This window comes from Streptacidiphilus melanogenes, from assembly GCF_000787835.1.
Taxonomy (GTDB): domain Bacteria; phylum Actinomycetota; class Actinomycetes; order Streptomycetales; family Streptomycetaceae; genus Streptacidiphilus; species Streptacidiphilus melanogenes.
Genome location: NZ_BBPP01000019.1, coordinates 110,210 through 124,453 on the forward strand (window position 1 = coordinate 110,210; position 14,244 = coordinate 124,453).

Annotated in this window: 13 protein-coding genes; 5 read left to right on the forward strand and 8 right to left on the reverse strand. The window is 72.0% G+C overall.

Annotated elements, in window-relative coordinates; translation table 11 throughout:
• Window positions 1–190: 190 nt before the first annotated feature.
• Both TR49_RS21075 and TR49_RS21080 read left to right on the forward strand, forming a co-directional pair.
• Window positions 191–1,447 (forward strand): DUF5919 domain-containing protein, encoded by a 1,257-nt coding sequence (locus tag TR49_RS21075; protein WP_160311624.1) that lies wholly within the window; start codon window positions 191–193, stop codon window positions 1,445–1,447.
• Window positions 1,448–1,541: 94 nt separating this feature from the next.
• Window positions 1,542–2,246 carry an exonuclease domain-containing protein gene (locus TR49_RS21080; protein WP_042383746.1) on the forward strand — a complete coding sequence of 235 codons (705 nt, stop codon included), beginning with the start codon at window positions 1,542–1,544 and terminating at the stop codon, window positions 2,244–2,246.
• A gap of 187 nt (window positions 2,247–2,433) precedes the next feature.
• Here TR49_RS21080 and TR49_RS21085 read toward each other — a convergent pair whose 3' ends face one another.
• On the reverse strand, window positions 2,434–3,390 hold the full coding sequence (locus TR49_RS21085) for a beta-ketoacyl-ACP synthase III (RefSeq protein WP_042383747.1): 957 nt from the start codon (window positions 3,388–3,390) through the stop codon (window positions 2,434–2,436).
• A gap of 130 nt (window positions 3,391–3,520) precedes the next feature.
• On the opposite strand from TR49_RS21085, the gene TR49_RS21090 reads away from it, so the two are divergent.
• The 3 genes from TR49_RS21090 (at window position 3,521) to TR49_RS21100 (ending at window position 7,226) form a co-directional block, all read left to right on the forward strand.
• On the forward strand, window positions 3,521–4,120 hold the full coding sequence (locus TR49_RS21090; protein ID WP_042383749.1) for a TetR/AcrR family transcriptional regulator: 600 nt from the start codon (window positions 3,521–3,523) through the stop codon (window positions 4,118–4,120).
• A gap of 283 nt (window positions 4,121–4,403) precedes the next feature.
• Window positions 4,404–6,578: an MMPL family transporter gene (locus TR49_RS21095; protein WP_042383750.1), complete on the forward strand. Its 2,175-nt coding sequence runs from the start codon at window positions 4,404–4,406 to the stop codon at window positions 6,576–6,578.
• A 114-nt stretch (window positions 6,579–6,692) separates the two neighbouring features.
• Window positions 6,693–7,226, forward strand: a complete 534-nt coding sequence (locus TR49_RS21100) for a GNAT family N-acetyltransferase (RefSeq protein WP_042383752.1) — start codon at window positions 6,693–6,695, stop codon at window positions 7,224–7,226.
• Window positions 7,227–7,381: 155 nt separating this feature from the next.
• Here the strand turns inward: TR49_RS21100 and TR49_RS21105 are convergent, their stop codons facing one another.
• From TR49_RS21105 to cysC, 7 genes are all read right to left on the reverse strand, one after another.
• Window positions 7,382–8,134: a sirohydrochlorin chelatase gene (locus TR49_RS21105; protein WP_042383753.1), complete on the reverse strand. Its 753-nt coding sequence runs from the start codon at window positions 8,132–8,134 to the stop codon at window positions 7,382–7,384.
• Window positions 8,135–8,138: 4 nt separating this feature from the next.
• Window positions 8,139–9,059 carry an ABC transporter permease gene (locus tag TR49_RS21110; RefSeq protein ID WP_084725150.1) on the reverse strand — a complete coding sequence of 307 codons (921 nt, stop codon included), beginning with the start codon at window positions 9,057–9,059 and terminating at the stop codon, window positions 8,139–8,141.
• Window positions 9,046–9,828 (reverse strand): ABC transporter ATP-binding protein, encoded by a 783-nt coding sequence (locus TR49_RS21115; protein ID WP_042383754.1) that lies wholly within the window; start codon window positions 9,826–9,828, stop codon window positions 9,046–9,048. Before TR49_RS21115 ends, TR49_RS21110 begins: the two co-directional genes overlap by 14 nt.
• A 184-nt stretch (window positions 9,829–10,012) precedes the next feature.
• A complete protein-coding gene (locus TR49_RS21120; RefSeq protein ID WP_052434481.1) occupies window positions 10,013–11,152 on the reverse strand; it encodes an aliphatic sulfonate ABC transporter substrate-binding protein in 1,140 nt (379 codons plus the stop codon).
• A gap of 247 nt (window positions 11,153–11,399) precedes the next feature.
• Window positions 11,400–12,698, reverse strand: a complete 1,299-nt coding sequence (locus tag TR49_RS21125) for a sulfate adenylyltransferase subunit 1 (RefSeq protein ID WP_042383756.1) — start codon at window positions 12,696–12,698, stop codon at window positions 11,400–11,402.
• On the reverse strand, window positions 12,698–13,639 hold the full coding sequence (cysD, locus tag TR49_RS21130; RefSeq protein WP_042383758.1) for a sulfate adenylyltransferase subunit CysD: 942 nt from the start codon (window positions 13,637–13,639) through the stop codon (window positions 12,698–12,700). The genes TR49_RS21125 and cysD overlap by 1 nt, the downstream gene beginning before the upstream one ends.
• Window positions 13,636–14,220, reverse strand: a complete 585-nt coding sequence (gene cysC / locus TR49_RS21135; RefSeq protein WP_042383759.1) for an adenylyl-sulfate kinase — start codon at window positions 14,218–14,220, stop codon at window positions 13,636–13,638. Before cysC ends, cysD begins: the two co-directional genes overlap by 4 nt.
• Window positions 14,221–14,244: the final 24 nt, after the last annotated feature.

The window sequence follows — 14,244 nt, forward strand, 5'->3', positions numbered from 1 at the left end:
TTACCTGTACCGGGGGACGCGACCGTCGCCCGCGCTCGAACTGCTGCGCTGGATTCGGAATTGGCAGTAGTCTTGATCGTCCGGGAGGTCCCGGACGGCCCGCATCGGGCCGCTCGGCGCGGTAGCGTGTGGGCGCGGCCGTCGGGTGGCCGAGCGGGGCGTTGCGGGATAGGGACGGTGAACTGAAGGAATGGTGGTCCCCGACGGGGGTGCCCCGGGGAGCGCGGCGCGGGGCGACGCCCCCACCGTGGTGGTCCGCACCGGCTCCGGCCGGACCGTTCCTACGCAGTCAGGTCCGCTGGAACCCTCGCTCGCCTGGCCCGCCGCCGCCTGGGAGGAGGCCCGGCTGCGCGTCGGCCGCGCGGGCCGCGCCTACGTCTGGCTCAACCTGGTCGAGCAGCGCCTGCGTTCCGTCGTCGCCGAGGTGCTGCGCCCCGTCTACGAGCCCGCCCACGGCGACGACTGGGTCATCGCCGCCGCCGGCCCCGCCGGCGAGGAGTGGGTGCAGCGCGCCGGGGCCGTGCGCGAGGTCAGCCGCCGCAAGGGCTACCTGCTCGACCCGGACGACGACGCCCTCGTGGTCTTCCTGACGCTGCCGCAGCTGCGCGAGCTGATGGTCCAGCACTGGCCGTGCTTCGAGCCGTTCCTGGGCGACCGGCGCGAGATAGAACTGGCGCTGGACGAGCTGGAGGTCGCCCGGCACGTCGTCTCGCGCAACCGCACGCTCACCGAGAACGTCCTGGCCCAGGCCGAACGCGCTTCCGCGCGGCTGCTGCTCCTGCTCGACGGCGCCGGCCGCGAGGCCGCCCTGGCGGTCGGCCAGCACGCGCTGCGCGCGCCCGTCGACGCCGTCGAGGAACTGATCGGCGACCGCTACGCCGACGTCATCGGCGTCCACCCGGACCGGGTCAGGCTCCAGCGCTCCCTGCCCGTCGAGGACCTGCTCGCCGGGGCGCGGCGGCTGGACGCCGTCGGCATCGGTCTCAACCTGCTCTGCCAGAACTTCACCGGCCGCCGCCTGGTCCAGCTGGCCGACTCGGGTTGCCGCGTCCGGCTGCTCTTCCTCAACCCCGCGAGCAGCGCCCTGCGCCGAAGAGAACGTGAACTCGGCCTCGGGCGAGGCGAGCTGGGCAAGCAGGTGGAGACGAACATCATGCACGTCCGCCGGGTCCGCTCCCGGCTGCGCGACGGCGGCGCCTTCGAGATCCGGGTCTACGACGAGCTGCCGCGCGTCTCGGCCTACCTGGTCGACGGCGACGGCCCGGACGGTCTTGCGGTGGTCCAGCCCTACCTGCGCCGCTCGCGCGGCATGGAGTCGCCGGTCATGGTCCTGCGCGGCGGCTCCGCCGCGCCGCTCTCCCCCGGCCGGGCGCCGGAGCCCGGCCTCTTCCAGGTCTACCAGGAGGAGTTCGAGGGCGTCTGGGGCGACTCCCGCCCGGTCTCCTGAGCGCGGCCGCAGCGGCCCTGACCGGGAACCTGCCCGTCGGCCTGTCAGTGCCGCACGGGATGATGGTGGCCGACGGGACGAGAGGACGCGCTAGATGAGCTGGTTGCACGACATGCTGGTCGGTTTCGACTTGGAGACCACCGGTACCGAGCCGGGCGAGTCACGCATCGTCACGGCCGCGCTGGTGGAGGTCAAGGAGGGCGAGCCGGTCCGCCGCCGGGAGTGGCTGGCCGATCCCGGTGTGGCCATCCCGGCGGAGGCGACGGCCGTGCACGGCATCACCACGCGGCAGGCGGTCGCCGAGGGCCGCCCGGCCCAGGACGTGGTCGCGGAGGTGGCGGCCGCGCTCGTCGCCTACTGGCGGATCGGTATACCCGTGGTGGTCTACAACGCCCCCTTCGACCTGAGCCTGCTCGCCGCGGAGCTGCGGCGGCACGATCTGCCGTCACTGGAGCGGCAGTTGGGCGGCGCGGCGGTCGGCCCGGTGGTGGACCCGCTGGTGGTCGACCGGGCGGTGGACAAGTACCGCAAGGGCTCCCGCTCGCTGGAGAACGCGAGCGCGCTGTACGGCGTGCGCCTCAAGGACGCCCACGAGGCGGGCGCGGACGCGCTGGCCGCGGTCCGGGTCGCGCTGGCCCTGGGGGAGAAGTACCCGGCGCAGGTCGGCGAGCTCGCTCCGCAGGAGCTGCACGAACGTCAGACCGCGTGGCACGCGGAATGGGCGGCAGGCCTCCAGGCGTGGCTGCGCAGGGGCAAGGACCCGGAGGCGGTCGTGGACGGGTCCTGGCCCCTGCGGTAGCGGCCGAGGACGCCGCGGAGGTCCTGGCAGGGCCGGCGAGGTGATCGCATCACCGCGTGCGGATCCCGATGACGAGGGCGGGAACGGGGCTCCGCGCCCGGCGGCGCCCGGCGGCCGGGCCGACGCGGGGCGACCGGCGTCCAACGGTGCCCCGCACCGACCTGGGCGCACCCGGCCGCAGTTGCGACTACGGGCAGGTGACGACCTGTCCGGCCCAGGAGAGGCCGCCGCCGAAGGCGAAGAGGAGGACCGGCGAGCCCGAGGGGAGTTCGCCGGACTCGACGAGCTTGGAGAGCGCCAGCGGCACGGACGCCGCCGAGGTGTTGCCGGAGTCGACGACGTCGCGGGCGATGACGACGTCGTCGCGCAGGCCGAGCTGCCGCGTGAGGGACTCGATGATGCGCAGGTTCGCCTGGTGGGTGACCACGCCGCCGAGGTCCGCCGGGGTGAGGCCGGCGCGTGCGCAGGCCTCGCGGGCGATCCTGGGGAGCTCGCTGGTGGCCCAGCGGAACACCGACTGGCCCTCCTGGGCGAAGCGCGGCTGCCATGCGCCCATCAGGCGCACCGCGTCGGCGCGCGTCGGGTCGGAGCCCCAGACCACCGGGCCGATGCCGCCCGCGTCCTTCGGGTCGTCCGTCGCGCTGAGCACGGCCACGCCCGCGCCGTCGCCCAGCAGGATGCAGGTGCTGCGGTCGGTCCACTCCACCACGTCCGACATCTTCTCCGCGCCGATCACCAGCGCGTGCTTCGCCGCTCCGGCGCGGAGGGTGTGGTCCGCGGTGGCGAGCGCGGTGCAGAAGCCCGCGCAGCCGTTGTTGAGGTCGAAGCACACGGCCGAGGGGATGCCGAGCCGGGCGGCGACCTGAGCCGCCGTCGACGGGCAGCGGTCCCGGTTGCTGCAGGTGGCGACGGTGATCAGGCCGATGTCGGAGGGCTCGAGGCCGGAGGCCGCCAGCGCCTTGGCCGCCGCCTCGGCGGCCATGTCGGCGACCGTCTCCTCCTCTGCGGCGATGCGCCGCGTCACGATCCCCGTCCGCTGCCGGATCCACGCGTCGTTCGTGTCGACGAGCTCCTCGAGGTCGAGGTTGGTCAGGACGCGGGAGGGCTGGTAGTGGCCGAGCGCGGTGATGCGGGAACCAGACACAGGTCTTCTCTCCAGGGCTCAAGCGGGGCTGAAGCAGGACGCGAGCAAGAACGCGACGCCCGACTGTCGTGAATATAGCAACCGATCGTTCGGAAGCTAAAGGGTGGTCGGGTGGGTAGCATGTGCACCCATGAGCCCCAGGAAGTCCGTTGCCGAGACCCGCCTCACCCGGCGGCGCATCGTGGACCGCGGCTTGGAGATCGCCTCCATGGAGGGGCTGGAGGGCCTGACCATCGGCCGTCTTGCCGCCGACCTCGGGATGAGCAAGGCGGGAGTGATCGGCCACTTCGGCACCAAGGAGACGCTCCAGCTGGCTGTGGTGGACGAGGCGGCGGACGTGTTCACCCGCGAGGTGCCGGAGCGCGTGCACGACGTTCCCGCCGGGCTGGCGCGGCTGCGGGCGATGTGCGAGGCATGGGTCGCCTATCTGGAACGGCACGTGCTGCCGGGTGGCTGCTTCTTCACCGCGGCGGCCACGGAGTTCGACGACCGCGGCGGGCCGGTCCGTGATGCCATCGCCGGGATGAGCGCCGTCTGGCAGCGGGACCTGCGGATCCAGGCGCGGCTGGCCGTCCACGGCGGGGAGCTGCCCGCCGACACCGATGTGGGGCAGCTCGTCTACGACCTCGTCGGGGTCATGCTCGCGCTGAACCACTTCCTCCAGCTCCAGGGAGATCCCGCCGCGCCGCAGCGAGCCCGCCGGTCGCTGCGCCGGCTGCTGGGCGAGTAGCGCTGAAGTCCGGGTCGAGCGGACCCGGAGGCGGACACCAGGGTCGATCTCCACCCTGAGCAGGAGACGGATCCACCCGGGGGACGAGGACGTCCGCCCCCGGGGGCAGGGAAGATGATCCAGGCAGACCTGGGTTGGAACTGACTTGCCGGTCGGCAAGTAGGTTTCTTAGGATGCTCGAACTACGAACTTTCCTGCCGTCCGAGTCGTCGGGTGGCCAGATCGCCCTGCCCTCGACCTCACCCGGGGTGGCGGTGATCCATGCCGTGGAGGGGCAATCGACATGTTTCACCGGATTGGGCGGGTTGTCGTCCGACACCCTGTCTGGACGATCGTGGCCTGGGTGGTCGCCGCGGTCGCCATCGTGCTGACGGCGCCGTCGCTGCCGTCGAGCAGTGACCAGAGCTCCTTCCTGCCGAAGAGCTATGAGTCCATCCAGGCCGCGGACGTGCAGGCGAAGGCCTTCCCGAGCGCCTTCACCCCGGCCGCGATCGTGCTGCTCCAGCGCACGGACGGCGCGGCCATGGGCAAGGCGGACTACGCCGAGGCCGCCCAGCTCGCGCAGGCGATCGAGGGCAAGCACATCGACCAGGTCCAGAAGGTCGTGCCGGGCATGCCGTCCAAGGACGGCAAGTACGACATGGTCCTCATCCAGATGGACAGCAAGACCACCGGTCAGCCGGCCCAGAGCGACGCCGTGCAGAAGCTGCGTGACGACATGCCCGCCCTGGTCAAGGGGACCGGCCTGGACGCCAAGGTCGGTGGCCAGGCGGCGAGCGCGCTCGACCAGCAGAAGGCCTCCGAGAAGGGCATGGGGCTCACCGGCCTCGGCACGGTCCTGGTCATCGTCATCTCGATGGCGCTGATCTTCCGTTCCTTCATCCTCACGCTGCTGCCGATCGTCACGCTGTTCGCGCTGGTCGACACGACCGCCAACGGCCTCATCGCGGACGCCACCAAGATCTTCGGACTCCAGTCCAACAGCTCGGTGTCGTCGATCCTGCTGGTCGTGCTTCTGGGCGTGGGAACGGACTACTTCCTGTTCCTGATGTTCCGTTACCGCGAGCGGCTGCGCCTCGGTGACGAGCCCAAGGAAGCGATGATCAACGCGGTGGACCGGGTCGGCGAGGCGATCGCCTCCGCCGCCGGGACCGTCATCATCGCCTTCCTCGCCCTGCTGCTCTCCAGCGTCGGCTTCCTCAAGCAGATGGGTCCCGCGCTGGCGATCGCCGTCGCCGTGACGCTGCTGGCCGGCCTGACCCTCTTCCCGGCCATCTGCTCGCTGATCCCGCCGCGTGCCCTGTTCTGGGCGTCGAAGTCGTGGAAGGTGGAGCCCACGGGTTCCCGCTTCGCCTCGCTCGGCCGGATGGTGGGCCGCCGTCCCGCGGTCATCGCCGCGGTCTCCGGCGTGCTCATGGTTGCGCTGAGCCTCGGGGCCACCGGCTTCAAGGCGACCTTCGACCTTTCCGCGGGATCGGTCCCGGCCACGGCCGAATCCACCATCGTCCAGAACGAGATGACGGCCGCCTACTCGGCGGGCGCCGCCGAGCCGACGACGGTCCTGCTGGTCAGCACCGACGGCAAGCCGCTCGACCAGGCTCAGCTGCCGGCCTTCGGTCAGAAGCTCGCCACGACCGACGGCGTCGCCGTGGTGGCGCCGCCCAAGCTCAGCGCCGACGGCACGACGGCCGACTACAACCTGGAGCTGAAGTACGGCGCGAGCTCCGACGCCGCCCTCGCCGCCATCAACGGTGTGCGGGACACCGCGCATGCGGCGGCTCCGGCCGACACCAAGGCCCTCGTGGGCGGCCTCACCGCGGTCTACAAGGACTTCAACGCGGCGATCAACCACGACTACGGGACGGTGTTCCCGGTCGCGGCGATCCTCATCATGATCATCCTGGGTCTGCTGCTGCGCAGCGTGGTCGCCCCCTGGTACCTGATGGCGTCCGTGGCCCTGGGCTTCGGCGCGACCCTCGGCTCGACCGTGCTGATCTTCCAGAACCTCAAGGGCGACGCCGGGCTGATGTTCATGCTGCCCGTCATCATGTACCTCTTCGTCGTGGCGATCGGCACGGACTACAACATCCTGATGATCGCCCGTCTTCGGGAGGAGGCTCAGGAAGGTCGAGAGCCGCGTGAGGCCGCGTCGATGGCGGTTCGTCACGCCGGTCCGACGGTGGCCGCAGCCGGGTTCATCCTTGCCGCGACCTTCGCGATGCTGGCGCTCGGCGGGGGTTCCTTCCTCGTCCCGATGAGCTTCGCGCTGAGCTTCGGCATCTTCCTCGCCGCCTTCGTGATGGCGATGTTCTTCACCCCCGCGCTCACCGCGCTCATCGGCCACGCCGCCTGGTGGCCCGGTCACGCGGACCGCCGCCGGGCGGAGAGCAGCCGCGTGGTCGCCTCCTCGGCGGGCACCCGCTCCCAGGACGACGAGCTGGATCCCAGCCGCCGCTAGGCAGCTGAGTCCGCGTCGGAATCTCCGGCACCCGCGAGGGCCGCAGCCGTTTCGGCTGCGGCCCTCGCGCTGCTCTCCGGCCTTCCGGTCCGGGCGGGTGTTAACCTCACGCGCATGCCGGAACTGCTCTTGCCTACGGCCCGCCTGCACGCCTCCTGGCTCGCCGCCCGTGCGGAGTGGCCGGCCGGCGCGCACCAGGACGGCACCGGACTGCGGCTGGCCGCTGATCTGGATCTGGACACCCCCGAGGACTTCGCCGCCTGGGTCGAGCTGCTGCTGGTCCAGTCCGACCGGACACTGCCCTTGCCCGAGGGGGCGGTGCACGCCACGCACTGGTGGATCGTCGAGGACGACGAGTACCTCGGTGCGATCGACCTGCGGCACTACGTCAACCAGTTCCTGTACGACAGGGGCGGCCACATCGGGTACAGCGTCCGGCCCTCCGCTCGTGGGCGGGGCGTCGCCACCTGGGCGCTCGGCGCGGTCCTGCCACGCGCCCAGGAGCTGAGCCTGCGGCGGGTACTGCTCACCTGCGACGAGGGGAACGTCGCGTCGGCGCGCACGATCGAGGCGCACGACGGGGTGCTGGAGGATGTGCGCCCGATCTCCCCACGGGTGAAGAAGCGACGGTACTGGATCGCCCTCTGAGTCACCCTGCGCCGACGCTCAGTGCGTCCCCGTGTCGTGCCCCGTGCCGATGCGGGGGCCCGGAGCTTGTCAGGGTTGGCCACCTGGTGGATCGCGGTGATCCGGCACCACTGTGACGTTGGATATGACGCGCGCCGCACGGACGTTGGGCCCGGCTACGCGCTGGCGGCGAACTCCGCGGGCCGCGTTGTCAGTGCCTCCGCGTAGCGTTGCACCAGCAACTCGGCGAGGTCGGGGGACGCGCCGATGGGCGCGGCGACGGCGGCGATGTCCGCCGTCGCCGCCTGGGCCGCGATGCGGTCCGGGAGCAGGCCGGGGGCCAGGAGGTAGGGGGCGACGGCGAGTCGGCGCAGGCCCTGCGCACGCAGGAGCTGTGCGGCCTCGGCCACCGACGGGGGCGCTGCGGAGGCGTGGGCCACGGCCACGCCTCCCCAGCCCGCCGCGCGCTGCCACGCAGCGGCGGTCGCCCGGGTCGCCGCGTTCGCGGCCGGATCGGAGGAGCCGGCGGAGGCGAGGATGACGCCGGTGTCGGCGGCGGGGCGTACGCCCACCTCGGCCAGGCGGTGCTCCAGCGCGCGCCACAGCAGCGGCGAGGGGCCGAGCACGTCGGCCAGGTGGACGGTCAGCCGCGGCAGTCGCCCCGCGGCCTCCCGCAGCACGCCGGGGATGTCGGTCTTCGCGTGGTAGGCGCGCGCCAGCAGCATCGGCACGGCCACGACGGGCCCGTCCCCCTCCTCGGCCAACTGCTCCAGCGTGCGCGGGATCCGCGGGGCGCAGTGGTCGAGGTAGCCGACGCGCACGTCCAGGCCGGGGCGCAGGGCGCGGGCCCGGAGGACGAGCGCGTCCATCGTCGCGGCGTGCCGCGGATCGCGGCTGCCGTGGGCGAGGAGGAGCAGACGGGCGTCCATCAGGTCACCGCCGTGCCGTCAGCAGGCCGCGGGAGCGCAGCACGCGTCGCTCGATCGGGTTGAAGATGAGCAGTTCGATCCCGATGCCGACGAGCAGGATCAGAATGATGGTGGCGAGAACGCCGGGCATGTCGAGATTCTCGCGGGAGAACTCCAACTGCGCGCCCAGGCCGAGGCCCAGCGCGGGGGAGCTGGCGATGAGCTCGGCGGCCATCAGGGAGCGCCAGGAGAACGCCCAGCCCTGCTTGAGCCCGGCGACGTAGCCGGGGAGGGCGGCGGGCAGCAGGACGTGCCGCACGCCGCGCAGCCCGGTGGCGCCCAGGGTGCGGCCGGCACGCAGGTAGATCGGCTGCACCTGGTCGACGCCGGCGACGAGGCCGTTGGCGATCGAGGGGACGGCGCCGAGCAGCACGACGGCGTAGATGGTGGCGTTGGACAGGCCGAACCAGATGACGGCCGCCGGCACCCAGGCCACCGAGGGGATGGACTGGAGCCCGGAGAGGATCGGGCCGATCGCCGCACGGACGGGCTTGACCCGGGCGACCAGCAGGCCGATCGGGGTGCCGATGAGGACGGAGATCAGGAAACCCAGCACACCCCGGGACAGGGAGGTCCAGATGACCGAGAGGATGGTCCCCTGCAGCCACTGGTCGTGCAGGCTGTTCCACACGTCCAACGGGCTGGGCAGCAGGTCCGGGCGCTTGAGGTGCGCGGAGTACGCGAGCTGCCAGACCACCAGCACCAGGGCGATGGCGATCAGGGGCGGCAGCACCTTGCCGGTGAACACCCGCACCAGCGGGGTCCGTTCGACGGTCTGCGTCTCCAGCGCGTCCAGTCCGGCGCTGATGTCGGAGACGTCCGAGGAGGAGTCGGCCGTGGTCTCCGCGGGCTCGAGTGCGGTGCTGGTCAGCTCAGTGCTGGACATGGCGGCGGATCTCCCCTCGGAGCTTGTCGGTGATCTCCACCGCGAGGTCGGCGACGCCGGCCGACTCGATGCGGCGCGGCTGCGGCAGGTCGATGGCCCACTCCTGGGCGATGCGCCCGGGGCGGGAGGAGAGCAGCACCACGCGCTGGGCCAGTCGCACGGCCTCGCGCACGTTGTGGGTGACGAACAGGACGGAGAGCTCCGTCTCGTTCCAGATCTGGATGAGCTCCTCGTGCAGGACGTCCCGGGTGATCGCGTCCAGCGCGGCGAAGGGCTCGTCCATCAGCAGCACCTTGGCGTCCTGGGCCAGGGCGCGGGCCATCGCGACGCGCTGGCGCATGCCGCCGGACAGCTCGTGGACGCGCTTGCCGTGGGCGCCGCCGAGCCGCACCAGCTCCAGCAGGCGCTGGGCCTCGGCGCGGCGCTCGCCGCGCGGGACGCCGCGCAGGCGCAGGGCCAGCTCGATGTTCTGGCCCGCGGTCAGCCACGGAAAGAGCGCGTGCTCCTGGAACATCAGCGCGGCGCGGCCGCCGGGCACCTCGATCGACCCCGAGGTCGGCTGGTCGAGCCCCGCCACGAGGTTGAGCAGGGTGGACTTGCCGCAGCCGGAGGCGCCCAGGAGGCAGACGAACTCGCCGGGGGCGACGTTCAGGCTGATGTCGTCCAGGACGACATGGGCCGCGGAGCTGCGGCCGAAGGACTTGGTGACGTGGTCGAGCCGGACGGCGGTGTCGACCACGGGGGTGGCCTCGGTCAGCAGGGCGGTCATGCGGTCACCTCCTGGTACTGGCTGCGGTCGGGGGGAGTCTGTGGTGGAGCGGTCTGTGGTGGAGCGGTCTGTGCTTGGGCGGTCTGTGCTTTGGGTCTGTGGCCGAGGGCCGCTCCGCGCCGCCTTGACTGGGCATCGACGCGGAGCGGAGCGGCTCCCGGAGTCTGTCGGGCCGGAGTTCCGGCTACTGCGCGCCGAGTCCGGCGGCGGAGACGGCGGGCTTGCCCTCCGCGGTGAGGACCTGGTTGAGCAGGGTCAGGTCGTAGATCCCGGAGAGGTTCGGCTGCTTGATGAAGCCGGCCGTGACGGCGTGCTGGGCCTCGGCCTGGAGGGAGGAGGCCAGCGGGTCGTTGGTGACGGACAGCTCGCTCCAGGCGGCGTTGAGCACGCTGTCGCCGAGTGCCTTGCCGGTCAGGACCTTGAGGGCGGCGTTGGCGTCCTGCTTGGCCTGGGCCGGGTTCGCGGCGATCCAGGCGTTGGTGTCCACCGAGGCCTTGAGCACGGCCTTGACCACGTCCGGGTGGGCCCCCAGGAAGCTCTGCGAGACGATGACGTTGGTGGAGACGAACTGGGCGTTCGGCCACAGCGTCTTCTCGTCGACCAGGACCTTGGCACCCTCGGCGACCAGCTTGGAGGCGGTGGGCTCGGGGACCCAGGCGCCGTCGAGCTGACCGGAGGCGTAGGCGGCCGGGGTGAGCGAGTTGTCGGTGCGGATCACCGAGACGTCGCCCGCGCCGGTCTTCGGGTCCTCCTTGTAGCCCTTGCCCGCAAGGAAGTTGAGCAACGCCACGTCCTGGGTGTTGCCGGCCTGCGGGGTGGCGATCTTCTTGCCCTTGAGGTCGGCCACAGTCTTGATCTTCGCGGGGTTGACGACCAGCTCGGCGCCGCCCGAGGTGGCACCCGAGATGATCTTCAGGGCGCTGCCCTGCGACTTCACATAGCCGTTGATCGCGGGGGAGGGGCCGATCCAGGCGATGTCGATCGCGCCGGAGTTGAGCGCCTCGATCTCGCTGGGGCCGGCGTTGAAGATCTGCGTGGCGATCTTCGTGCCGCCCAGCGCCTTGGCGAACTGCCCGTCCTGGATGCCGATCAGCGGCGTCGCGTGCGTCAGGTTGGCGAAGTAGCCGATGTGCACGGTGCTCGCGGAGAGCGCCGCGCCGGAGGCGGCCGAGGCGGAGCTGCTGGAGTTGTCAGAGGAGGTGGAGGCGGCCTGCGAGCCGTAGCCGCAGGCGCTGAGCAGCCCGGCGGCGGTCACAGCGGCGACGCCGGCCAGCGCGGCACGTCTGATCCGGGTGGTGCGGGACGAGCGGGTGCGGTGCGACATGGGAGAGGTTCCTCACGGTGACGAGTGGCAAGTCCTCGGTCGGGACAGGCCAGGACAGGACGAGGCGGTGCGGCTGCGTGCCGACGCGTGGGCGTGAGCCCGCGCGTCAGCGGCACATCGGTCGACAGGCGCCGATGGCGCCGCGGCCGGCCCCCAGCGCGCCGCTGCCGACGCGCCCGCCTTCCTTCGCAAAGAGCGAGAAGACCTCGCCACTCATCGTGTGATTGCCCTTCATGAGACCGGTGGCTCAGAACGCCTCGCCCGCCATGCCGGCGGTGAGGGTGGTGCCGTCGGCCTGGTCGATCAGCAGGAACGAGCCGGTTCGGCGGTTGCTGCGGTAGTCGTCCAGGGCCAGGGGCTCGGCGGTGCGCAGCACCACGCGGCCCAGGTCGTTGACGTTCAGGCTCCCGGGGCGCTCGACCTGTTCCAAGGTGTCGACCGAGATCGCGTAAGGGATGTCCTTGACGATCGCGCGCACGGTCCGGGTGGTGTGCTTGAGCAGCACCTTGTCGCCGACACGCAGGGGGCGCTCGGCCAGGTGCGCCACGGTGGCGACCACGTCCTGGGTCGGCTCGGGCGCGGGCCCGGCCGCGATCAGGTCGCCGCGGGAGATGTCGATGTCCTCGGCCAGACGAACCGTCACCGACTGCGGCGCCCAGGCGATGTCGCGCTCCTCGCCCAGCACGTCGATCCCGGCGACGGTGGTGGTGATGCCGGCGGGCAGCACCGTCACCTGGTCGCCGGTGCGCAGCACGCCGGAGGCGAGCTGGCCGGCGTAGCCGCGGTAGTCGGGGTGCTCGGCGGACTGCGGCCGGATCACGTACTGGACGGGGAACCGGGCCGGCTCCTCGCTCGGGTCGGAGCCGACGGGGACGGTCTCCAGGTGCTCCAGCAGCGTCGGGCCGCCGTACCAGTCCATGTTGGCGGACGGTTCGACCACGTTGTCCCCGGCCAGCGCGCTGATCGGGATCGCGGTGACGTCCCTGACGCCCAGCGACGCGGCGTACGCGCCGAACTCCTCGGCGATGGCCGCGAAGACCGGCTCGGCGTAGTCGACCAGGTCCATCTTGTTGACCGCCAGCACCACGTGCGGGACGCGCAGCAGTGCGGCGACGGCCGCGTGGCGGCGGGTCTGCTCGACGACGCCGTTGCGGGCGTCGACCAGCACCACCGCGAGCTCGGCGGTGGACGCGCCGGTCACCATGTTGCGGGTGTACTGCACGTGCCCGGGGGTGTCGGCCAGGATGAACCGGCGCCGCGGCGTGGCGAAGTAGCGATAGGCGACGTCGATGGTGATGCCCTGCTCGCGCTCGGCCCGCAGGCCGTCGGTGAGCAGCGCCAGGTCCGGGGCCTCCTGGCCGCGCTTGCGCGACGCGTGCTCGACGGCCTCCAGTTGGTCGGCGAGCACCGACTTGGAGTCGTGCAGCAGGCGGCCGACCAGGGTGGACTTGCCGTCGTCGACGGAACCGGCGGTGGCGAAGCGCAGCAGCGAGGTCGCGGCCAGCTCCGAGGCGGTGAGGGAGTCGGCCTGGGTGGTGCTGGTCATCAGAAGTACCCCTCGCGCTTGCGGTCTTCCATGGCGGCCTCGGACATCTTGTCGTCCGCTCGGGTCGCGCCACGCTCGGTCAGGCGGCTCGCGGCGATCTCGGCGATCACGGCGTCGATGGTGTCGGCGTCGGAGTCGACGGCGCCGGTGCAGGACATGTCGCCGACGGTGCGGTAGCGCACCAGGCGCCGCTCCGGCGTCTCGCCCTCCTTGGGGCCGCCCCACTCGCCGGCCGTCAGCCACATGCCGTTGCGCTGGAACACGTCGCGCTCGTGGGCGTAGTAGATCTCCGGGAGCTCGATCTTCTCCCGCTCGATGTACTGCCACACGTCCAGCTCGGTCCAGTTGGACAGCGGGAAGACGCGCACGTGCTCGCCCGGGGCGTGGCGGCCGTTGTAGAGCGACCACAGCTCGGGGCGCTGGCGGCGCGGGTCCCAGGCGCCGAACTCGTCGCGCAGCGAGAAGACGCGCTCCTTGGCGCGGGCCTTCTCCTCGTCGCGGCGGCCGCCGCCGAAGACGGCGTCGAAGCGGTTCGACTCGATCGCGTCCAGCAGCGGCACCGTCTGCAGCGGGTTGCGGGTGCCGTCGGGGCGCTCGCGCAGTCGGCCCGAGTCGATGAACTCCTGGACTGAGGCGACGTGCAGGCGCAGACCGTGCTCGGTCACCGTGCGGTCCCGGTAGGCGAGCACCTCGGGGAAGTTGTGCCCGGTGTCCACGTGCAGCAACGCGAACGGCACCGACGCCGGCGCGAACGCCTTGAGCGCGAGGTGCAGCATGACGATCGAGTCCTTGCCACCGGAGAAGAGGATCACCGGGTTCTCGAACTCGCCCGCCACCTCGCGGAAGATGTGGACGGCCTCGGCCTCCAGCGCGTCCAGGTGCGAGAGCGCGTAGGGGTTGTCCTGCGCGGCGGCGGTGGGCAGGGAGATTGCGGTGGTCACGCCAGTCCCCTCTCGGTCAGCAGAGCGTGCAGGGCGGCGGCGGACTCGGCCACCGTCTGGGTGTGCGCCTCGATGCGCAGGTCGGGGGAGGCCGGGGCCTCGTAGGGGTCGTCCACGCCGGTCAGGCCGGAGATCTCACCGGCCGCCTGCTTCGCGTACAGGCCCTTGACGTCGCGCACCGAGCAGACCTCGACCGGCGTCGCGACGTGCACCTCGAGGTAGTTGGTGTGCTTCGCGGCGTGCCGGGCGGCGACCGCGGCGCGCGAGTTCGCGTAGGGCGCGATCACGGGGGCGAGCACCTTGACGCCGTTGGAGGCCAGCAGCTCGGCGACGAAGCCGATGCGCTGGATGTTGGTGTCGCGGTCCTCGCGGGTGAATCCGAGGCCGCGCGAGAGGAACTCGCGGATCTCGTCCCCGTCGAGGATCTCCACCCGGTGGCCCTCGGCGCGCAGGCGCTCGGCGAGGGCGGTGGCGATCGTCGTCTTCCCGGCGCTGGGCAGGCCGGTCAGCCACACGGTGGCGCCGCAGGCCTGCACGGCGGCCGCCGCTTCGGCCGCCGGTGCGTCAGCTGTGGTGGTCATGAAGGTCTGCTCCAGACAGGGGAT